Annotated in this window: 18 protein-coding genes; 3 read left to right on the top strand and 15 right to left on the bottom strand. The window is 70.0% G+C overall.

The genetic code is table 11. The features are described from left to right. The first annotated feature begins 1168 nt into the window (after window positions 1-1168). The 3 genes from AB0C03_RS01480 to AB0C03_RS01470 all read left to right on the top strand — a co-directional run bounded on the left by AB0C03_RS01480 (window position 1169) and on the right by AB0C03_RS01470 (window position 5793). Window positions 1169-3337, top strand: coding sequence for an AfsR/SARP family transcriptional regulator (locus tag AB0C03_RS01480; RefSeq protein ID WP_357634452.1), 2169 nt, complete (start codon window positions 1169-1171; stop codon window positions 3335-3337). A gap of 215 nt (window positions 3338-3552) precedes the next feature. Then, entirely contained in the window at window positions 3553-4857 is a 1305-nt protein-coding gene (locus AB0C03_RS01475) for a hypothetical protein (protein ID WP_357633422.1), read from the top strand. 141 nt (window positions 4858-4998) lie between these two features. After that, window positions 4999-5793: a hypothetical protein gene (locus AB0C03_RS01470; protein WP_357633419.1), complete on the top strand. Its 795-nt coding sequence runs from the start codon at window positions 4999-5001 to the stop codon at window positions 5791-5793. Between the two features lie 30 nt (window positions 5794-5823). On the opposite strand, the gene AB0C03_RS01465 is transcribed toward AB0C03_RS01470, so the two are convergent. From AB0C03_RS01465 to AB0C03_RS01395, 15 genes are all read right to left on the bottom strand, one after another. Continuing rightward, a complete protein-coding gene (locus AB0C03_RS01465; protein ID WP_357633416.1) occupies window positions 5824-6645 on the bottom strand; it encodes an HNH endonuclease in 822 nt (273 codons plus the stop codon). 445 nt (window positions 6646-7090) lie between these two features. Next, entirely contained in the window at window positions 7091-7444 is a 354-nt protein-coding gene (locus tag AB0C03_RS01460) for a hypothetical protein (RefSeq protein WP_357633413.1), read from the bottom strand. A 1062-nt stretch (window positions 7445-8506) separates the two neighbouring features. Next, window positions 8507-10138 carry a VWA domain-containing protein gene (locus AB0C03_RS01455; protein ID WP_357633410.1) on the bottom strand — a complete coding sequence of 544 codons (1632 nt, stop codon included), beginning with the start codon at window positions 10136-10138 and terminating at the stop codon, window positions 8507-8509. Window positions 10139-10149: 11 nt separating this feature from the next. Continuing rightward, window positions 10150-11298 carry an AAA family ATPase gene (locus AB0C03_RS01450; RefSeq protein WP_357633407.1) on the bottom strand — a complete coding sequence of 383 codons (1149 nt, stop codon included), beginning with the start codon at window positions 11296-11298 and terminating at the stop codon, window positions 10150-10152. A gap of 412 nt (window positions 11299-11710) precedes the next feature. After that, window positions 11711-12805, bottom strand: coding sequence for a DUF4314 domain-containing protein (locus AB0C03_RS01445; protein ID WP_357633404.1), 1095 nt, complete (start codon window positions 12803-12805; stop codon window positions 11711-11713). Between the two features lie 68 nt (window positions 12806-12873). Beyond that, window positions 12874-13545, bottom strand: a complete 672-nt coding sequence (locus AB0C03_RS01440) for a hypothetical protein (RefSeq protein ID WP_357633401.1) — start codon at window positions 13543-13545, stop codon at window positions 12874-12876. A gap of 100 nt (window positions 13546-13645) precedes the next feature. Next, entirely contained in the window at window positions 13646-14737 is a 1092-nt protein-coding gene (locus AB0C03_RS01435) for a peptidoglycan DD-metalloendopeptidase family protein (protein ID WP_357634449.1), read from the bottom strand. 114 nt (window positions 14738-14851) lie between these two features. Continuing rightward, window positions 14852-15265 (bottom strand): hypothetical protein, encoded by a 414-nt coding sequence (locus AB0C03_RS01430; RefSeq protein WP_357633398.1) that lies wholly within the window; start codon window positions 15263-15265, stop codon window positions 14852-14854. Window positions 15266-15401: 136 nt separating this feature from the next. After that, window positions 15402-15800, bottom strand: a complete 399-nt coding sequence (locus tag AB0C03_RS01425; RefSeq protein WP_357633396.1) for a hypothetical protein — start codon at window positions 15798-15800, stop codon at window positions 15402-15404. Between the two features lie 218 nt (window positions 15801-16018). Beyond that, entirely contained in the window at window positions 16019-16606 is a 588-nt protein-coding gene (locus tag AB0C03_RS01420; RefSeq protein WP_357633394.1) for a hypothetical protein, read from the bottom strand. A 106-nt stretch (window positions 16607-16712) separates the two neighbouring features. Beyond that, a complete protein-coding gene (locus AB0C03_RS01415) occupies window positions 16713-17390 on the bottom strand; it encodes a GGDEF domain-containing protein (RefSeq protein WP_357633391.1) in 678 nt (225 codons plus the stop codon). A 94-nt stretch (window positions 17391-17484) separates the two neighbouring features. Then, window positions 17485-18393: a MarR family transcriptional regulator gene (locus AB0C03_RS01410; protein WP_357633388.1), complete on the bottom strand. Its 909-nt coding sequence runs from the start codon at window positions 18391-18393 to the stop codon at window positions 17485-17487. Between the two features lie 158 nt (window positions 18394-18551). After that, window positions 18552-18944, bottom strand: coding sequence for a hypothetical protein (locus tag AB0C03_RS01405; protein WP_357633385.1), 393 nt, complete (start codon window positions 18942-18944; stop codon window positions 18552-18554). Beyond that, entirely contained in the window at window positions 18931-19653 is a 723-nt protein-coding gene (locus AB0C03_RS01400) for a hypothetical protein (RefSeq protein ID WP_357633382.1), read from the bottom strand. Before AB0C03_RS01400 ends, AB0C03_RS01405 begins: the two co-directional genes overlap by 14 nt. Window positions 19654-20007: 354 nt before the next feature. Then, a complete protein-coding gene (locus tag AB0C03_RS01395; protein ID WP_357633379.1) occupies window positions 20008-20724 on the bottom strand; it encodes a hypothetical protein in 717 nt (238 codons plus the stop codon). Window positions 20725-21030: the final 306 nt, after the last annotated feature.

Here is a 21030-nt window from a genome sequence, read left to right as displayed (position 1 = left end):
CTGGCCTCAGCAGACGCCGCCGATCGCACCGTCTCGACTCCTATCGACTGCCTGTGAGCTGGGGTTGTGAGGTCGTGTGAGGTCGTGTGAGGTCCTGTCAGCCAGCGGGACCGCGTCGTCTTCTGCCGCTCGCCCTACGGTCGATTCGGTGGCCAACGTTTCACGGCGTCGCCCTAACCGGCTCGGTGCCGGTCGGCGTCCGGGTTCCGCACACGGCAGCAAGGGAGGGGCGATGAGGTCCAGGGTCGCTTCGGCCGGTCACACGTCGGCGGTCACGCTGCTGCTCGTCGCCGTGCCGGTCACGCTCGTCCGCGTCGGCAGGTGGCCACGCCCGCAAGGCTCGTGGACCACCCTGCTCCGCGACTGGGTCGAGGAGCCCCTCAGCGGCGGCTTCCTCGCCGGCATCGCCTACCTCGCGGCGTGGCTGCTGTGGGGGATGCTCGCCGCCGCCATCACGGCCCGCCTGTACGCCCAGGCCGCCCGGATGTCACGGCGACTGCCACGGCTGCACATGCCCGGGCCGCTGCAGGGCATCACGGCGGCTGTCCTGGGAGCGACCGCCGTCAGCACGGCGGCCACCGCGACGCCCGCCCACGCCAGCGCGACCACAGCCGCCGCCGCGGAGACGACCCATGCACCGCACGGGCCAGCAGCCACCGTGCGTGCCCACGCCGACGACCAGACCGCCTCACCGCCCACCGGCAGGGACCAGGCCAAGCACACCTACACGGTGCGGCGCGGCGACACCCTGTCCCGCATCGCCCAGGACCGCCTCGGCGACGCGGACCGCTGGCCCGAAATCTTCACCACCAACCGTGGCACCCGCTTCCCCCACACCGGTGGGACACTTCGCGACCCTGACCTCATCTACCCGGGCTGGAAACTGCGACTACCTCCCACGGTCGAAGCACCACGCCCGTCGCCCCGACCGGCGCCTGCCCCAACGCCGACGACATCAGCTCCCTCAGGATCGCCCAGCAGCCCGACCGGAACGGACACCGACGACGGCCTCGTGGAGTCCGCCCCAGCACCCACGTCCGCGCCAACCGACCATGCTTCGGCGTCGGGACCGGCTGCCACACCCACCACTCGCACCGCCGACGAACGAACCGCCCCAACGCCGCGCCCTCAGCCCGGTGTGTCGCTCGGCACGGGTAGCTGGCTCGACATGGGACTCGCCGCCGCAGTCCTCGCCGCGGTTGCCCTCGTTTGGGCACACCGCCGTCGCCGCTACACCCCCCAGCAACCCACCGCGCGCCCACGCCTCGACGACCCGAGTGTCGAGGCGATGCCGGCGGTGGTCACCCGGATCCGTCGCGGCCTACGGGCCCTGACCCCGAGCGCGAAGACGATTCCTGACCCCGACCCCGACCTCGACCCTCCGCCCGACGAACCCCTCGTGGACGCTGACTCGGACCCGGCAGACGCGGCAGACGACGAGACCTCCACGCTCACGGCGCACGAGTCGCAGCCGCCTATACCCGCGCCGACCCGCCCGCTGATCGAGGTATGGCCGTCTGCGGGACTCGGTCTGATCGGGCCCGGAGCCGAGGCAGCGGCCCGAGGCGTGCTGGTGGCCGCCCTCGCCGCCGGCGGACCAGATGACCCCCATAGCCGCCACCACGTCGTCATCGCCTCGGACACCCTCGCCACGCTGTTAGGCACCACCACAACCACACTGACGGACACCCCGCGGATGACCATCACCAGCGGACTCAGCGACGCTCTGACGCTGATCGAAGAGCAGACGCTGCACCGCGCACGCATGTGCGGCGACGACGAGGTCGACACGATCGCCGACCTGCGCGACCGGGACCCGATCGCCGAACCCGTGCCGCCGACGGTGCTGATCGCCGCCCCCACCACTGCTCATGAGCGCACCCGCATCGCCGCGCTGCTCACTCAAGGACACCGACTCGACATCCACGGCGTAATGCTCGGCGCCTGGCCCGATGGCGACACCATCCTCGTCGCCGAAAACGGCTCCACCAGCATCATTAAGCACGACGCGAAACAGCACAGCTGTCCTTCCGCCGTCGGCCGCCTGAGCGTCATCAACCACAGCGAGACCACCGAACTGCTGCGGCTCCTCGCCGAGTCCCATACCGGCGAGCCTCAACCGCCAGCACCCGCGCAGCGCACACCACTACCCGCAACCGTCAGGCACCTCGACCCCAATATCAGTCCGACATCCCCGAGCGACAAAGAGGCTGTCCCGCGGCCCGGCCCGCGCCCCGCCAACGCTGGTCGCCTCAACGTCCTTACTCCGGCCCAGGGAGTCGACCTTCCCGCCGAAGTGCAGCCCAGCGAGCCCCGCGCACCGGCACCGACCGCACCGCCGCGCCCTGTCACCGGTCAGGGACCACGACTGGCCGCAGCCAGCGGCGCCATCACCGGCCTGCCCGATCACACCGATATGGGCGACCCCGACAGGCTGGTCGGCGCCGCCCACGACCCGAACCCCGCACCCGAGAATTCCGCCGCCGCACACCCGCACGAGCGCCGCGATCACGCCGGGAATGAACCGCACCCGGCGGGCGACGACCAGTCTTCCCGTACCGGCGGACGCGTCGACGTTCGAGTGCTCGGCGGGGCCCGCATCGTGGACATGGACACGACCACGCCGCTGCGCGCGAAAGCCTTCGAACTGCTGGTCTACCTCGTCGTTCAGGACGGCGAGGCAGCACAGGACAACATCCTCGACGACCTGCTGCCCGACGCCCCCGCGTCGAAGGCGCCGCACCGCCTGCACACCTACGTATCCGCACTACGCAAAACCCTTGTCCTCACCGGAGGACCCGCCACCTACCTCACTCACCCGTCGCGCCGCTACGCCCTCAACCGCGACGCCCTCGACACCGACCTGTGGCGCATGCGCGACGCGCTGCGCGACGCCGCGCTCGCCACCACCGACAACGACCGCACCGCCGCACTGCAGCGCGCCGTCGACGCCTACGACGGCTCACTCGCCGACGGCTTCGACTTCGAATGGATCGAGGCATACCGCGAGGGCATCCGCCGCCAAGCCCTCGATGCCCACCTCGCCCTCGCCGCCGCTACCCCCGACCCGAAACAAGCCCTGGCCGTCCTGGAAGCCGCGATGCGCCACGACCCGTACGCCGAAGCCTCCTACCAGCAAGCGATGCGCGCCCACGCCGCACTCGGACACCTCGAGCAGATCCGCTCCCTACGCCGGACCCTCACCCGCAGGCTCGACGAGATCGACGCCGAACCCAGCGAGGACACCCTCAGACTCGCCGACCGCCTCATCGCCGACCTGCGCCGCCAGAAGCCGACCGGGAAGCCCGACTCTCACGACAGCGGACTTCACCCATGACGCCGGACCCTTCGGCGGCACCCGACGCACGTCGTGGCAGCCCGCACGATCAGCCCAACCGCAGCGGCGGCGGCCCGCAGGCGACGAACTGGGACCGCAAAGACACCGACTGGGCCCTGCGAGCATCCGTGCCCACCGGACATCCTCGGCCCGCCCGCAGCCCTCAAGGCGGGCCGGCGCATCGACAAGCTTCGTCCCCGACGACCCTCGACGCGGTGGACGCCGACCTGGCCGCAGCAGTCCGGCAGGCCGCCTGGATACGCCAGGTGTTCTACGTCCTGGTGCTGCTGGTCGCCCTCGTTGGACAAGTCGCCGGCGCCGTCCAAACACTCGGCGTACCGGTGGCCGTCGCGGTCCCCGCCGTCGCGGCGCTCGAACTGGGCGGCGTGGTCGTGATGGCCAACGCCGACGTGCGACGACGCCTCGGCGAGCGGGCGATCGGATCACGCCTCCTGTCCGCCGCGATCGCCGCCGGAGCCGTCACCTTCAACGGGGCCGCCCACCCCGACCACCTAGCCGGCGGTTTCTACGCAGGCATGTCCGCCCTCGGATACCTCGTCTGGCTGATGCACGCCGGCAACCAACGCCGCGACCGGCTGCGCGTCACCGGGGGCCTGCCACCCACACCACCCGCCTACGAGGTGTTCGGGCATTGGATCTGCCACCCCGCTATCACCGCCCGGGCGCGGTCCATCGCCAAGGCCGACGGCCTCGACCTGTACGAGTCCCTCGCAGCGGCCCGCACCGCGATCGCCCGCCGACGGCGCGACGCCGCGATCGCCAAGGTGCTCCATCGCAAGATCAGAGCGGCGATGGACCCCACCACCGCCGACATCGCCGTGCGCGTGTACGACCTAGACGAGATCGCCGCACGCCTCGCGGCCACCGCCGACTACGACGGGCTGACCATGGTCCTGGCCGCTGATCTCACCCCAGAACGGATCATGACGGCTCACTTTGCCCGTCGCCGCCGTCGCCGGTTCAGGCAGGAACGCCTCGCCGACACCCCGCTGGTACCCGCGCACGCCCCCTCCCCGCCGCAAGCCGCGACCAGGTCGGCAATGGACACACCAGGCGATGAACGGTGGGGGCGGCAACCAGAGCCAGAGGAAGACCCTGAGTCGGCCCCGAGCAGCCACCAGCAGACTGCCGACAGCCGCGATGCTGGCCCGCCCGAAGCCGTGTCGCCGGACGACCCGGACGTCGCGGAACCGGCAGACGAGAGTGAGGACGTCGCGGGCGAAGACGTCGACGATGAGACGGACGACGGTGCTCAGGATGCTGTCGGCGACGACGAGACCGACGAGGAAGACTCCGAATTGCCCCAGGGAACCGCGCAGGCAGTGGCCTATTGGCTGCGCAAGGAGCCGCACCTGGACCCTGAGGTGCTTGCCGAGAGGATCGGCAAGTCGTTGCGATCGGTCTACCGATACCTGCCGCCGGACTACCCCCGCCGACCGGGGGTCGCCAGGCGACGGAAACCCGACGCCAGCCCAGCTCCGCCCAGAGTCCATAGGTAGGTGCACCGCCACGTATAGAGATCCACATGACGACGAGGCCGGGGTGGCCGGCGCGAGGCTCCGGTCCTAGTCAGCGCGCTGCGCATACCTCCAAGCATGACCACAATGGATAGCCGAGCCATGCTTGGCTACGCTGCGCCGGTGGCAGTCGTGAAGAGCGTGGGAGCTAGCACGCGCATACGTACATTGCAGTTGAACGCGGACGACGTGCGTTCCATTGAGGCGGCGCTCGGCGGCGGCACCACCACGTGGCGGGTAGGCGCACAGGTGGCTGACGGCAAGAGCTACCCGCGAACTGTCTTTTCCGAATCGTCCTCTCTCGACGAACTCATAGCCATCGCACCCAAGGGTCGCCTAGCTCATTTCGAGGTACAGCACGAGGATGGGAAAGAAATCCTGACCCTTTCTGTGCCTGGTCCAAATGCGCGATTGTCGCTCCTGACTTTTGAGGGGCCGGGCGAAGACGTTCCCGACTACTTCCGGGAGATAGCTTTCCTGTTGCAGCAAGACGAGAGGCGCGGCCAGAAGCTTCACTATGTTGGCCTCTTTTGTGGTCCCGTTCTTGCCATCACCGTTCCGCTCGGCATCCTCGATACAGTGGGGAGGCTGGGCCTTTTCTATGATGAAACTCGGCCAGTCGGGAACGTGAGCAGTGCGATCATTTCCGCGGTCGTCGTTTTCCTGTTCCTGGCTCCCGTATGCGCTGGCATTTGGTCTTGGACTACCGCGAGTTTCGTGGCGCTTCGACCACTGATCGACGCAGCCTCATTGGTCCGTCGTATGCGGGATCGAGTGGTCAGCGCGGCCGCGTGGTTTCGGTCGCTCTATCGCGCCGACGAGCTGGCCGAACAGAAGATGCTCTTTGCGACGGTCACCGCGATGTTCTTCGGCATCGGCGCTTTCATCGTCGCTGTGATCGACCTCGTCGCCAAGTAGGCGAACCGGTCCTCTTGTCGCGTCGCCGGGTCATGCCCCCTGGGCCGGGGTCGCCGCGCCACTCTTCGGGGAGTATTGGAAGAGTCCGCGCCACGTTGAGGTGCGCTCGACCTCGGCGATTCCCGCGTCGGTTAGGACGGCGCTACTCGACCAGTAAGGATCGTGCTCGTCGAGAGCGACAAGTCCTTCCGAGTGCAGCTCGGCGACTACAGCTCGCCAGGCAGCGACGTCCTCCGCCGTGAAACTGTCACCCGGAATGACTTCGCCTACGATCGCACCGGCCGCACGGTCCGTGCGTGAGGCTTCGGCCAGCCAGCCGAGGAAGAACGTACGCAAGACCAGCCGCGCTCCCTTTTCATTGAGTGCACCGTCGAACGGCTTACCTTCCTTGTCGACCACCTTGGCGTCGCTGGCTCGCTGCACCTCGATCTGCAGGGTGCCCCACGGCAGGGGGTCGCCATGGCCTCCCTTGTAGAGAAGCCGTTTGAGGTTTGCACCGATAAAGAATCCGCGCTCCATGATTCCGGTGATGTAGGTGCCGAGATACTTCTGTGCGTCGCGCTGCTCTCGGATTGAGTGGAGATCCTCCGCAATGTCGGCGTAGTCCCTGACGTTCTGCAGGAACTCGATGATGAAGTCTTCGTCGTCCTCGCTCAGGTGATCGGCGTAGGCGTAGCTCGTTGCCGCACTCTCAATGATCATGTTCCAGAGCTGATTGCCTGAAGTGATCATGTTGAGCTGAGCATTCTGCGGATATCGCGGGTCCGGCACGAAGCGCGGCAGCTCATCGCCGCTGGTTAGGGAAGCGTTCCATTCGACGTGGCGGCGCTTAATGTCGAGCAACCGCTCCACAGTGAAGTGTTTCGGCTGGTCGTCGACCTGCTTGTGGTGCTTGTTGCAAGCAAGATCAGATTCTTGTGACTGTTGATCTCCTCAGTCGGCAGGCCACCCGCTCTCGGTCCTCCGGGGGATCGAGCCACGATGTGGGCTTCTTCGCCAAAGACGGAGGGATCATCTGTGTCCGTGCCGGGAGTGAGGACAAGTGTTCGGCAGATCGCGCACCGTCCACCCGACTCAACCCACAGAATCCTTCGCGTCTTGTCGGTGATCCCCATTGCGGCCCCTCCTGGGCTGAGCCGGCTCCTGTGATCCCTCGCCTGTCAGAGGGATCATCCCCGTGCCGATACGGATGCTCAGGCGGTCCAGAATAGATTCACCAGTGCGCCCGACGAAATGCGAACGAGCCCCGGCTCTGCTCCAAGCGAGGCGAGGTCGGGGCTCTTTCTGTCGTTGCGCGTCAGTCGATCGAGCCAGCCAACCGGCGCAGCTCGGCGAAGCTCTCGGCGATCCGTTCCATGTCCGGCTCGTCGATCACAGGCTCTCGGCCGTACAGCCCGACCTCGCGGCCATCCGGCATCGTGCTATCGAGCGCAAAGCCGCCTTCGCTGTCCTCGCTCGGCTCCCAACCTCGGGCGTCGAGGTCGCGGATCGCCGCGTTCCAGTCGGCCTCGTGCGCCGAGAGAGCCACGGGCACCTTGCCAGGCTTGACGGGCGCGGCCACGTCGCCCTCCGGTAATGACCGGACCAGTAGGCCGGAGCCGTTCATTGGGTCAAGGTAGGCGGTTTGGCAGGCGTAGGCGAGCGTCTCCACTGATCATCCTTCCGAGCTGGTCAACGTATCGAGTCCGCGAGCACGGTCAGCCTGAGCCAGCCGCACGCAGAGTCACCGAGAGTGGCGCAGTAACCGGCGCTAGTGCGGACCCTGCTTGCAGATGACGCAGCGCGGACCGTGGCCGTAGACATCGACGACCGGCGGATCGAAGGCGTGAGGGAAGTGCGGCGCGTGGCCCCAAGCCTCCTGCTTGCAGGCTTCCCCGCCCGCGCACCGGCCGCAGCACGAGTGCCCGATGTCCCGGCTGAGTTTGGGACTCTGGTGCTTGAGGCAGCCGTTGTGCTCGCAGGTCCAAAATCCGACCTCTGTCACTGGACGTTCCTTCCGGGCTGGTCAAGATCGGCTTTCATGGTGCATCCGTCGGGCTCGGTTCCACATCCACCGATCGATCCGGAGCCGTGGACCGAACCCCGACACCACCAACACAACCGACGCACATGCCGGTTCGCCTCGGGGGAGTGATGCCCTCTGCCTTTGCAGCAGAAGCTCTTCCGGAACGGCCACACCCAACATCTCAGCGCATACATCGGGTCTGTCCAGCCAACGGCTCTGGCTCACTGTCGGTGGTCGCAGACGGTGATGGCTCATCTGTCTGGTCAGCGCGGTCGCCCGAATTGGTGCAAAGAGAGCAAAGATCGCACCAGGCAGAGCCCCCGGCGATGTCCGGACAGAACCGAAGCGCCGGAAGCGGGCTGTCGCGCGCACCGACGGTGCCGCTACGGAAAGTCACCACCGAAGGCGAGCCAGAGCCCTTAGCGAGACAGCCCCGCACTTCGCAGATTCCGACTTCTCATCAACCGTGTGCCGCCATGCCCGAGCCCGTGGGGTCGCCTTGGTGAACGGCGCGACGTCTGGTCCGAAGGGCTCAGGCGATTGACGCTCTATGCGGCGATGGCGACAAGTCGTGCGCAGGGTTCGTCTGTGGGCCTGCGGGCTGCGGGTCATGGACCCTCGGGTGGACAGCGGGGACGGTCCAGACGTGTGGTCGGGCTCCGTCCCCGCTGTGCCCTCTGTCGACGAGGCCCCGCAACGGGTGCGGGTTCAGGCCCTGGTCAGGGCGTCGATGGCTGCTTGGCCGATGAGGTTGACGCAGGTGGTGGGGTCGTCGACGGTGATGGTGGTGGTGTTGTCGTAGACCCTGGGCGGCCAGCCTTTGTTGTCGGGTGCAAGCCAGAGGACGGCGCAGCCGGTGTGGTGGAGGCGGGTGAGGGTGGCTTGGCTTTCGTCGGGGTTGACGTAGTGGCCGTCGGAGACGACGACGAGCAGCCGTGCGGTGCCGGGGGTGGACAGGTGTAGGAGCCGGTCGGCTTCGGCGCAGGCTTCGACGAACCGTTCCGTGCCGGCGTCGGCTTGCATGTCGCGGACCGTGGTCGGGCGGCGGCCGGGTGGGATGAGCACGGTGATCCGGTCGCCGTAGGCGAGGGTCGCGCTGGTGGCTCCGGCGCGGGTGGCGGCCTGGGCCACGATCCACGCGGCGGAGGACATGGGTTTCGCGAAGTCCTCCATCGAGCCGGATGCGTCGATGAGGATGCCGACGGTCAGCTCGGGGTCGGGGACGGGGCGGCGTACGGTGCGCTGCCACGGCTGGGCGGTGGGGATGGCCCCGGCCGCGCGCTGGGCGGCGAGGGTGACCGCAGCGCCCGTTCGCAGCCGCCCGGGCGGTGCGGCGCTGGGCTCGCGGGTGCGGGCGGGTTCGCGGTGGCGGGCGCGGCGCAGCAGGACGGTGAGGCGGTTGGCGGCGTGGCGTTCGGCGTCGCGGGCGTCGCGTTCGGCCCAGGTGATCGGCGTGTCGGTGTCGACGTGGATGCCCGGTCCGTGGGGACGGCTGCTGTCGCTTGCGGGTTCGGGGGTGTCGGCAGGGTTGTGGAGGATGGTGTCGAGGGCGCCGGAGATGGCTGCCGCGATCGCGCTGGTGGCCGCGTCGTCGGCGGGCAGGCCCGGGGTGATGGTCGGGTCGATTCCGAGTAGGCGGCACCAACGTTCGCCGAGTTCGATCATGCGGGTGGTGTCGGTGTCGCCGACGGTGTGGGCTTCCCGCCAGACGGCGCGCAGGCCCCGGATGAGTTTGCCTCCGAGGACCGTGGTGATGGCGCGTCGTGCCTCGCGAACGTCGGCGGGGTAAAGGATCCGGGCGTCGACGCGGGCAAGGAGCAGTCCGGCGCCGTAGGCGGCACTCCACAAGGTGTCGGTAGGTGTGTCAGTGGGGTCGATGATGCTGGTGACGGCGCGGCGTAGCCACCGCCGGTCGCGGGGTCGAGTGTCGCGGTAGCGTCGTTCGATGCGTGACTCCTCGAGCAGGAGCGCGGCTTCCCGGACGACGGGCGCCACCGTGGGCGGTGGATCCCACTGGGAGTGGATGACGTGGGCGCATTCATGCAGCAGGACGCCGTAGGCGACGGGAACCTTCGACCGGTGCCCCGGCCGGCGAGGGTCGGCGATCGCCGGGTCGGCGATGAGGTCGGCGTCGACCTGGATCTGGGCGGTGGCGGGGTAGCTGAAGCCGGGTGGGCCGCCGTCGGCCGCGGTGACGGTCACGCTGGCGTCTGGTCGGCCGGTCACTGTCGCGGCCTGCCTGGTCCAAGCCGCTGACCACCGGCCCCATGGTGAGGCGGCCGGGGCCGTGGAGGCGGGGCTGGCGCCGGAGGGGCGCAGGTGCGCGGAGACGCTGGTCATGACGGCCTGCCTTACTTCTGCTTGCCGAGGGTGAGGGGGGTGATGGTGGTGCCGCGGTAGGCCCGCTGGAGGGCTTCGACGACGGCTTGCCGGTCGGCCTCGGGTGCGATCGCGGCGAGGTTGGCCACGGCAGCAGTGAGGCCGAGGCTCTCGGCGACGCGCTTGAACGCCAGCAGCTCGCGCAATTGCGGCGCCCAGTCGATTTCGTGCTTGCGCATCCGTGTGTTGAGGGCGATCGCCGCGTCGATGGCGCCGTTGGGTACACCGAGCGAGCGGGCGAGCTGGAAGTCGGTGGTGACCTCGATATGCACGGAGAACCGGGAGGCGAGGGCTTCGGTGAGGATCGCTCCGTGCACGCCGGGGTTGTGGCCGGCGCAGACGAAGAACCCGTCGGTGGCGGTCACGACTTCGTTGTGGTGGGCGGCGATGGTGATGGTGGCCCGGCCGTCCATCGCCGGATACAGGGCGGCGAGGACGCGGGGTGGGATGAGGGTGGCGTCGTCGATGAACAGGGCGCGTCCGGCGCGCATGGCGGTCACGAGCGGCCCGTAGGCGAAGGCGAAGCCGCCGTCGGGCAGCGGGACGTAGTTGCCGACGAGGTCCTCGACGGTGGTGTCGCCGTGCCCGGCGACGGTGATCGCATCGGGGTGGGCGGCTTCGATGAGGCTGGTCTTGCCGGTGCCGGGTGGCCCGTAGAGCAGGACCGGGATGGTGTCGCGGCGCAGCTGGCGCAGCACCTCGACGTCGGTGCCGTCGCCGAGCTGGCGGGGCAGGTACCAGACTCCGTTGGGGCGCAGGACAGCGCCGGGACGCGGGGGAACCGGGCCGCTCGGAGCAGGTGCCGGCGCGGCGGTCGCCGTGGGCGTGGGGGCGGCAGCCGAGGGAGCGCGGCTGCTGCCGGCTCCTGCCGTGAACGCGTCGATGCCCTCGGCGGTGATGGTGTATCGGCGAGGTGACCCGGTGGACATGGTCGCCCAGCTGCGGTCGACGAGGCGGTTCAGGACGGACCCGATCGCTCCGGACGACCGGCCGGGCAGTTCCTTGCCTAGGTCGCCGATGGAGAAGGCGCGGTGCGGCTCGGCCGCGAGTAGGGCCAGGACCGGCCCGAACATCGGCCGGGGCTTGGCCTTGGGCTTGGCGGGTCGAGCGGGCGAGGTCACCGGGCACCTCCGACGATGGCTGCGGTCAGGGTGCAACCGATACCCGCGCTCCCGGAGGTGATCAAGTCGTATCCGCGCAGCCGCGGCGCTGGCGTATGGCTGACTGATCGGCGGACTGGTGTGCTCAGGTGTGGCATGGGGTGCTCCTTGGCGAATAAGGCCGCCGCGCGCCCCTTCCCGGGCGCGCGGCGGCGTTGGTGGGCCACAGCGGGCGGGAAGAGCGCGCGTAGCCGTGCTCGGCTACGCGGAGCGGTGTTCAGGTCGAGCGCCTACCGGTGGGGAAGGCACGGTCGGACTCGGGAGTCGCAGGCCGGTGCCCGGCCCGCGTACGGTGCTTCGACTGCTTGCGTGTCGGTGTCGCCTGTCGGCGGCGGTTGTGCCGGTGCCAATCTGGCCTTGGTCAGGTCTTGGCCTACGCCTGGTCGGGGTCGGGCAGGTCGCCGACGATCCGGTCGCAGGCGTACGGGTCGACGGCCTCCCAGCACCAGTTGCGGCCCATCACCACGTACCGGCCGTCACCGTCGGGGGCGATGCGTTCAATGGCGTCCGGGTCGTCGGACAGGGCGCGCTGGTCGGCGACGATGACGTCACCGTCGAAGGACAGGTCGGCCAGCGCGGCGTCGACCCGCCGGTCCAGTTCGTCCTCCGGCACGCCCTCGTCCCGGAGGCTGTCGCGGTACTGGTCGCGGTGCAGCTGCTGGTCGGTGACGATCGCCTCGGCCACGGCACGGGTGCAGGAGAACACCGCCCACCCGTTCCAGTGGTCGATCAGGGTGCCGACGAACCCGACCGCGAAACGGTCGCCGCCGTCCGGGCCGGCGGTGCGCGCCCAATCGCCGGAGAACACGCCGACGTCGCCGACACGGACCCTCTCGGGGCGCAGGTGGGACACGTCGCGGCCGGTGGGGCTGGCCGCGAGGTGACACAGGTCGGCGATCCGGCCGGTGGCGGCGGTGTCGAAGGCGTCGCGGTAGACGGTCATCGCGTCGTCGCGCTGCTGGATGCGCAGTCTGAACCAGCCGCAGACGTCCCCGGTGGCGTCGGCGAACAGCTCCCATCCGGCGGTGTCGACCGCATCTCCGGCCAAGGTGAAGCGGGGCAGGGCGTCGAGGACGGCGGGGTCCCCGTCCTTGATGCCGGCCAGGACCCGGCGGGCGGCCAAGCGGGTGTCGCCGGTGACCCGGGCGCCGATGGTGTCCTGGGCCCACCATTCGGCTGCGGTGTGGCCGGCCTCGGTGCCGGCGGCGCGGACCCGCTGCAGTGCGGCGGCCCATCCGGTGGCATCGTCGACTGGCCCACCGATGGGCGGCGGGGTGGTGGTGACCGGTTGGATGCGGTCGCCGGCGTCGAGGCACATCGACAGGGCCGAGCCGCTGTCCCAGGTGACCTCGACGATGTTCTGCTGCTGGTCGTGGCGGCTGACGGTGCCGGTGTCGCCGGGCCGCAACTGGGTGTGCGGGTCGCTGGTGTGGACCAGGGCGACGCGCTGGCCGGGCTGGTAGGTCATGGTGCTCTCCGATCGGCGAGTGGATAGGCCGCCGCTTGTGGGCGGCGGTGGCAGCGGGTCGCGCGTGTTCATCGGGTGCCGCCTTTCGCGTCACCCGTGGTGGGGGAGTGCGGTGGCCAGGGCTTGCGGGTGAGGTGGGCGCCGAACATCGGGTCGGTGGCGACCGAGGAGCCGCAGCGGGTGCAGCTGGTGGCGGTGTCGTGGCCGTAGCCGGCCATGGACGGGACCTCGACGTGGTCGATCTCGTCGACCGCGCCGCAAACGGTGCACACGGTCATCTCCGACCCGCCCTCGTCGAGGGCGGGTGCAGTGACGAACAGGTCCTCGACCGGGTCGAGGTGGTGGACGCTGTGCCGCAGCCAGCGGCCGTGGACCGTCGCCTCGTACACCATCAGCAGCCGCTGGTCGGGGCGCAGCAGGTACATCCACTCGTCGAACCCGTCGAGGTCCTCTCGCAGCGAGCCCTGCCGGATCGTGTTGTTCCCGGTGACGGCCGGGTAGCCCAGCCCCGCTACGGGCGGCTGTCGGTGCCATCGCCGAGGCTTGGGGTTGACGGCGAGGCTCCACCAGTTACGGGCCAGCAGCGCGGCGGCCAAGGCGTCGGTGTCGCGGCCAAACGTGTCGGTCCAGATCCGGCGCAGCAGCGGCACCAGGACCTCCGGGTCCTCGCCGAGCTGGATGGAGCGGGCGGTGTACCTGCCGCGGAGCGCGGCAACACCGATCAGGACGGGTGTGCTCATGTGCCATTCCTCCTTGGGGATGTGTGGATGGGGTTGCGGCGGTCGTCCGCGAGCGCGACGGCCGTCGAGTCGGGTGACCATGAGGCCGCCGGTATCGCCGCTAGGGCCTGGTGGCGAGCGGGGCGTCATGTGCGGCCATGAAGGGCACCGGGTCGATCGCGCCGTTCGGGCTGGCATCGCGGTTGTGGTGCACCTCGTAGTGCAGGTGCGGGCCCGAGCTGTGGCCGGTGGAGCCGACGACGCCGATGGGCTGGCCGACGGCGACCGGCTGCCCGACCGTCACCATCGGGGGTTGGTCCATGTGGCAGTAGCGGGTGAGCAAGCCGGCGGCGTGGTCGATGTCGACGTACCAGCCGCACCCGCGCGTGCGAGCGGGGTCGCCGTCGCGGTCGCAGCCCCAATCGGCGCCGGTGTCGGCGTAGACGGCGTTGCAGCGGACGGTGCGGACGGTCCCGGCGGACGCGGCGCGGATCATGGTGCCGCGCGAGGCGCTGAGGTCGACGCCGTCGTGACCGGGCCGGTCCGAGCTACGAAAGCCCGACCCGACAGGGGCGAGGACCGGCTGCGTCCACGGGCCGGTGGCCCCGCACCCGGCCAGGCCGTCGGTGGGAAGGCCCGTGGTGTCGGCAATCGCGATCACCAGCTGAGTGGCCGGTCCTTCCCATGTCGCGTAGGCGTCGGGGAAGGCGCTGACCTGCACGGCCTGGGCGGCCTCGGTGAGCGGCATCGCCTGCCAGCCGCTGATCGTGGCCAGCTCGCCGAAGAACTTCTCCGACGCGTAGACGGGGTCCTGAAGCTGGGCGGAGGTGCCCCACCCTTGACTGGGGCGCTGCTGGAACAACCCGACCGAGTCCCGGTCGCCGCCGGCCAGGTTCCGCAGGCTGCTCTCCTGCATGGCGGTGGCGACCGCGATCACCCAGCCGCGCCCTGGTAGCCCGAGGCGAGCGCCGGTGGTGACGATCGCGGCGGCGTTGCCGACCTGGTCGCTGTCCCAGTCACCGACCGCCGACCGCCGAATCGGCGGCCCGGATGGCGACGTGGAGCTGTCTGACACGGACTCGGGAGTGGCGGCCATGGGGAGGCATCCGGCGGTGGCCGAGCCGCCGGCGAGTAATCCGCCGAGCCCACCGGCGCAGAGGATTAACACGGCGACGAGCGCCACCGCGACTGACACCAGAGATCGGAGCCTCACGTCGGCCCCCAACGGACGAGGGGATAGGTGAGGTAGGGAGCGCGGTAGGGCGTGGAGTGGCGCTGGACGAGGTGAGAGTCGTGGCCGGGCATGACTTGTCCTCCTGGTTGCCGGCTAGCCGAGGCTGTGGACACCGACCGGATCGCCGTCGCCGGTGTGCACGGTGACGGTGTCGTCGGCCGGGCTGATCACGTAGATCCACGAGGCGTCGAGGTCACCGGCGCGGCTGAGCGGGAAGACGGTGGCGGGCTCCGGCTCGGTGTCGTCGAACGTCACGCCGACACCCCCGACGGGGTGCTGGTGGGGGAACGACCGGGTGTCTGGGGTGACGTCGGATCCGAGGTAGTACCAGTCGTGGGCGAGGACCGCATCGATGAGGGCTTGAGTGTCGCGGCGGGCGGTGGTGGCCCAGATGCCGCGCAGGTGCGCGATGAGCGCCAGGGGGTAGCCGTCGAAGTGGACGTAGCGGGCGTGGACGGTGCTCGGCTGGGCGGGAGCGATGGCGCTGACGTAGCAAATGGTTCCCACGGGTCGTGTCTCCTCGTCGTGGTGGTGTGTTTGGGTACGACGACGACCGCACGGCCGTGAATGGGCCACGCGGTCGAAGGTCGTGAGGTTCCTTGGTTCGGGCCGGGCGGCGTTTGGTCGTTCGTGTGGGCTGCGGCTACGCGGCGTAGGCGGCGGTCAGGGTCGCGCCGGGGACGCGGCGGGGAAGCCGCTGCGGGACCCGCGGCAGTAGTTGCGTGGCAGCGGCGGCGAGACCGTTGGTGAACCAGCCGACGAATCCGACGGAGTCGCGGGCCGGCCGTTGTGGTGTGGGTTCACGGGCGGGTGCCGGCTGTGGCGGTGGTGTGGCTCGCGCGGCGCGCATCGCCCGTTGTGCCTGCCTGGCAGCCGAACACGGCCCGCTCTGGTCGGCGCACTGCAGGTTGGCGCACCGGTTGCCGGGTCCGGGTTGGTGGGCGGTGAGGACGTCCACGGCCAGCCGCCACAGCAGGGGGTCGGTGACGTCACGGGGGAGGAAGGCGCGGTGGGACGGTCGGGTTCGGCTGCGGTCAGACATGGCGGGTGACCTTCCGTCGGGGTTGTGGGCAGGGGTCACCGTCCGGTCGGCGCGGGTCGTGTTGTGCCTGATGGCAGCCCCCGGACAATGACCCAATTGATCGACGCTTCCCTCTCGATGAAGGTCAAGTCGTCTGCCTGGGTGGTGCCGTAGGGCACAGGTGTGCGGCGCGCGGGCGAGGTCGGGACCCGCGCTCCCAGCGGGGGCGTCGGCGGCCGTCAGGAGGCCGTCGGCGTGATTCGGCCGGGCCTGCTGGTGGTCTGGACGAGACGTGTCAGTGCGGAGCGAGTGGCCGGTGCGTCGTCGTGGTCGACGTGGTCGTCGACGCGGACCACGGGGTGCGGATCGCCCCGCCGCCTCGTGATCCGGTAGCCGCGGAGGTCGGCGTCGACTGCGTCAACGCGGCGGATCTCGTGCAGGTCGTCGGACTCGACGAGGACGTCCTCGTAGCAGACGGCCCAGGCCAGCAGGCGGAGTCCGGGGGTGGGATCGGCGAGGAGGTTCGCGATCAGGCCGATGTCGACGCAGGCCGCGAGGGTGGGCCGGGCGGCCGCCTGGTTGATGTCGAGCGCGGTGGTGAGGTCCGGCAGGAGGTCGGCGAGTCCGGCGCGGTAGCGGCCCATGCGGGTGTCGTTGAGCGGTAGGTGCACGGCCCGCATCTGGCGTCTCGTGCCGCGCGGTGCGGTTGGGGCCGGCCGGTCCTGGACGAGCAGAAGGAGAGGCGGGCGGCCCCAGCCGACAAGGTCGGCGCTGGCCTCAATGTGCAGCAGGCACCCGGTCAGGGTGTGAACGGTGTTGAAGGACATCACGGGGATCGGGCTCCTTGACATACGCAGAAGCCCCGCAGGCCGGATCGGCCTGCGGGGCTTCTGGTGCGTGCGGGGACGTGGTGCGGTTGGTGCCGAGGGCGGGTTACCGCAGGTCGCGGTAGCGGATGACGATTCCCGGCGGCTCGGCGTGGTCCGGGTCGTGGGCGCGGACGCCACAGCGCTTGCGTTTGGCCAGGTACATGGCTTGGTCGGCTGTGTGCAGGAGGTCGCGGGGCAGCATGTCCGGCTCGGCGAGCGCGTAGCCGACGCTGGCGGTGACGATCACCTGCTGCCCGGCGATCTCGTACGGGAACTCCGAGATGCGCCGGTGGGCGGCCTGGGCGGCAGTCTCGACCTCACCGTCGTCGCCGTGCACGACGAGGGCGAACTCGTCACCGGCGAGATGCGCCGCCAGGACGACCGACGGCCCGAGGGCCCTCAGGCGGCGCCCGACCTCGCGCAGCAGGTCATTGCCGTGCTCATGGCCGTAGGTGTCGTTGACCTGCTTGAACCGATCCAAATCGATGAGGACGAGCCCGAGCGGTTCCCCGAGCGAGAACGTGGCCTCAAGGTGGGTCCACAGGGCCCGCCGGTTCGGCAGGTCGCTCGTGTCGTTGTGCGTGGCCAGCCGATGCCAGTAGGACCGGTCACGGTCGCGGGCAGCCAACGCCCGCCGCTGATGGGAAATGATGTGCCGCTGCCGGGCGAGCAGTGCCGCGGCGACGGCGAGACCAGCGAGGAATCCGCCAGCCACCGTGAGGTACGAGCTCAGGTGACACACTTGACATCGCTCCTTCTGCTTTAAGGAGCACCGGGGCGGGCGTGGTACCGCCAAGTTCGACGCCCGCCCCGGGCTACCAGCGGTAACGGGTCTGCTAGGTGGTTGCCGGGGCGAATTGGAACGTCGCTGGCCTCTCGGCGACCTGAACGGCGACTCCGTCGGTGACGAGCTTGTGCACGGCGTTGACGACCGCGCCCGCGCTGGCCTTGGCCGAGTCGGTGCCCTCGTTCGCCTGGTCGATGGCCTTGCACAGTTGGCTGGTCTTGAACGGCTGGCCGGGGTGGGCTTCGAGCACGTCGAGGATGGCCCCGCGCAGGCTGCCCTTGGACCGGCGCGGCTTCCCGCTGCCTGACGCGCTTGGTGCCTCGGACGGGCTGCTGGGCGCAATGGGTTCGTCGCTGCCTGTCGGGTCCAGACTGGGCCGGGGTTCTGTCTGACCAGACGCGTCGGCTGCGGGCGGATTCTCGGCGTCGGCCGGGGAAGCTTCGCTCGCCTCCGTTGTGGTCGGTGCGTCGGGGACGTGGTCCGGCTTGGCGGGTTGGTCCTGTAGGGCTGGCCGGCCCGCGTCGCTGTCCGGCGCTGGCCGGCGTTCGTCGTCCGGCTGGAGACTGGTCGACTCGTCGTCCGGTCCCGCCGCCATGGCGGTGTTCGCCGCCTCTGCCGGGCCGAGGGCCTCGTCCGGTCCGTGAGCCTCGTCGGCGTCGTCCGTCAGTGCGGGGGGCGGGTCACGCCTGGCGTCGGTCGTGGTCGCCTGCGGGTCGCCGCTATCGGTGCTGGTCGCCGTGTTGGGCAGGTGCCGCCAGAGCGTGCGGCCGTCGTCGGCGCGCAACGATTCGGCCTGGCCTGCCTCTGCCAGGGTGCGAAGTCGTTTGGTGGCCGTCGAGTAGCCGACGCCGGCGCCCTGTGCGATCGCGGCGGCCGTGTCCTGGCCAAGTGCTGCCAGAGCGGCGGCGACCTTGTCGAGGGCGCTCGGCGCCGCAGTCTGATCGGTGGGGTTGTCCATGAGTCCTCCCTGTGGCTGCTGTTGCGTCTGCCGGGATGTGTCGTGCACTGATCCACGCTTCGACAGCGCCTCGTGATCAAGTGCGGGTGACGGATCTTGGGATGCCGTCAACGCTCGGGGCGGAACCTGCGGGGCCCCGTGCTGGTGGGCGGTGTCGGCTATGGCTGGCCGAAGACGTGGTCGCAGCGGCTCGGGTCGACCGGTAACCACGCCAGGCCCCAGCCGATCCGGTACCGCCCGCCGGAGGGCTCTACGAGGTGGACGCCGCCGCCGAGGGACACCGGACGGGCGATGGTGAGGGTGTGTCCGTCGAAGCCGACGGTGCGCCAGTCATCGCCGACGTAGGTGGCCATCGCGGCGAACGTCTGGGTCAGGGCGGTCACGGCCTCGTGGTCGAGGGCGAGATCGAAGCTGCCGTTCCACCAACCGGTCACCGTCGCGAGGTATCCCTCGTGGTAGCGGTGGAAGCCAGGGACCGGTTCGTAGCGCAACCACCGACCGGAGAAGATGGCCGTGCTGCCCTGACGCGGCGCGTAGTCAGGAGCCGTCACCGCTGGCCTCCTGGCCGTCGGTGCCGTCGGCGGTGCAGGAGGCGCCGAGGTGATTCACGGCCGCGACCTTGCGGGCGCTGGACCAAGCCAACCCTGACGCCTGCGCCGACTGGGCCAGCCAGTCAGCCGCGTCCTGCAACCATGCGTGGACGTCGTCAACGGCGTCGATGACCTCGCTGTCATCAAGGCTGGCGAGGTGTGCATGGCGGGCCTGGTTGAGCAGGTGGGACCCGGTCTGTGCGTGCACCCGGGCGAGCCGCCGGATATTTCGGTGCAGGTGTCCGATCAGGGATGCGACGTCGGAGGGTGCCGGCAGGGTGAGCAGCGCGCTGAATGGGCCGGTGGCCGTGTGCAGCCAGCGGGTGAGGTGTTCGGCGGCGGTGATGGCGCTGCCCAGTCGGGCGGGGTCGTAGGGACCGTCGACGGCGAATAGGCGGCTCATGTCGTCCAGCCAGGTATTGGTCTGACTGTCGACCGGAAGCGGGTCGGCGACGAGGGCAGGCTGGGAGGGTTGGCCGTCGGCAGCCGCGCAGATGGGGCTGTTGTCCGCCAGATGCCACCACGGACTGCCGCCGCGGTAGGCGTTGGTCCAGTGCGTGGCGGGCTGGTCTGCCACCGGCTCGTTGCAGACGGGGCAGATCGGAAGTTGAATCATAAAGCGGTGTCCCTTCAGACAGGGTGATGACGGCGACCAGGGCCTGGTCGCCAACGGCTCGATGAGGTGCCCAGGGGTGGGTGCCGGCGCTCGCCGGCTTACGCGCAAGAGGGAAAAGCGGCCGTCTCGCTGGCCCGCAGCGCAATCAGCGCCCCTGCCAGAGGCGGCTGGCACGCCGGGGCAAGATGCGGCGGCTCGCGGGTATCTGCCGACACCGTGAGCCGGCAGCCAGGATGATGAGCAGGGCGGTGCGCCAGCGCGTGCGGCGGCCGAAGCCGTGCGATGAGGTGCGCGTGGACGGCTGGCGGTCCGTCGCACTGCGGCGCGGGGCGCGGACGCAGGCGCTCGACCTCGTCGAGCAGGACCATGACGGGCCGTTCGGGCGTGTCTCGTTCTTGGCCGGTTCTGTCAGAGCGCGACCGCGAGCAGTCGCTGGTCGGGGTCGATGGCGTCGAGCAGCCGGTTGGCCTGTTCGAGGTAGGTCACCCGGTCGGCCATGGCGTCGCTGGCCGGGGCCAGCTTCGCCCCTTCGGCGGTGATCAGCGCGTCGCCCGCGAGGGCGGTGAGGGCGCTGTGGTGCTGGTAGGCCATGCAGCCGGCCTGGTACATCTCCAGTTCGCTGAGGCGGATCTGCCCGGCGCCGTAGGTGGCGGCGTTGTGCATCCGGATGGCGTTGACCCGGGGCTGATGGGTGAAGTCCGCGACGGCCGTGTCCCACGGGTACTGCTGCGGGTCCGCCAGGTGGCGGGCCTCGTAGACGTGCCACGGCGTGGCGTTGCGGGTGCCGTGCACGGCGCGGCTGAACACCTGATGGCGGATGCCCGCCCCGACACCGGCGGCTTGGCGCATGCCGGTCAGGTCGAGCAGTCGCGCTGGTCCGCCAGCGCAGTAGGCCGGGCGGCCCTTGCGCAGTCCGAACATCTGGCTGCGCTGCCACAGGCGCAGGGCGGGGCTGGCCCAGAAACGGGGCGACAGCGTGCCCTGCACGCCGAAGTTGCGGTCGAGCTGGTGTGCGGTCAGGGATTCGCGGGGCAGGTCGTCCAGCACGCAGACGATCATGGTGCGGATAGTCGCCGTCGGTGTGACAGCCGGCGAGGTGGCCTTCCGGTTCGGGTTCTTGGGCATGAGTGGTCCTCCTTGGGGGTGGGCGCGTCAGGGCGCGCGCAGATGACCGGCCCACTGGGTGCGTGGGTCGGTTGCGGGAGAGGTCCGGGTTGGTGCGGTGCGACCTGGGGTCGCCGCGCGGCGCGGCGCCGACCGGCCCCGGGCGGGGCGGGTGGGCGAGGCGCACCGGTAGGTGCGGCGGTGGTTCCGAGGTGGGACCGGACCGGGGTGGAGATTTATGAGGTGGTGTTGTGCCGTGAACGGTAGCGGCCTGTTCTGTCAGGCCGATCCGACGAGTTGATCGCCGGAAAGTGGGGTTGGCCTGCG

Source organism: Micromonospora parva (genome assembly GCF_040649675.1).
Taxonomy (GTDB): Bacteria; Actinomycetota; Actinomycetes; order Mycobacteriales; family Micromonosporaceae; genus Micromonospora; species Micromonospora parva.
The sequence above is the reverse complement of the archived record's forward strand: the minus strand, read 5'-3'. Positions and strand labels throughout refer to the sequence as shown.

Excerpts from the sequence above, each read along its gene's own strand:
- AB0C03_RS01480 (WP_357634452.1), top strand. The coding sequence starts at position 1,169 with ATGGGACTCGCCGCCGCAGTCCTCGCCGCGGTTGCCCTCGTTTGGGCA.
- AB0C03_RS01455 (WP_357633410.1), bottom strand. The coding sequence starts at position 10,138 with ATGACCAGCGTCTCCGCGCACCTGCGCCCCTCCGGCGCCAGCCCCGCC.
- AB0C03_RS01445 (WP_357633404.1), bottom strand. The coding sequence starts at position 12,805 with ATGACCTACCAGCCCGGCCAGCGCGTCGCCCTGGTCCACACCAGCGAC.
- AB0C03_RS01440 (WP_357633401.1), bottom strand. The coding sequence starts at position 13,545 with ATGAGCACACCCGTCCTGATCGGTGTTGCCGCGCTCCGCGGCAGGTAC.
- AB0C03_RS01425 (WP_357633396.1), bottom strand. The coding sequence starts at position 15,800 with ATGTCTGACCGCAGCCGAACCCGACCGTCCCACCGCGCCTTCCTCCCC.
- AB0C03_RS01420 (WP_357633394.1), bottom strand. The coding sequence starts at position 16,606 with ATGTCCTTCAACACCGTTCACACCCTGACCGGGTGCCTGCTGCACATT.
- AB0C03_RS01410 (WP_357633388.1), bottom strand. The coding sequence starts at position 18,393 with ATGGACAACCCCACCGATCAGACTGCGGCGCCGAGCGCCCTCGACAAG.
- AB0C03_RS01395 (WP_357633379.1), bottom strand. The coding sequence starts at position 20,724 with ATGCCCAAGAACCCGAACCGGAAGGCCACCTCGCCGGCTGTCACACCG.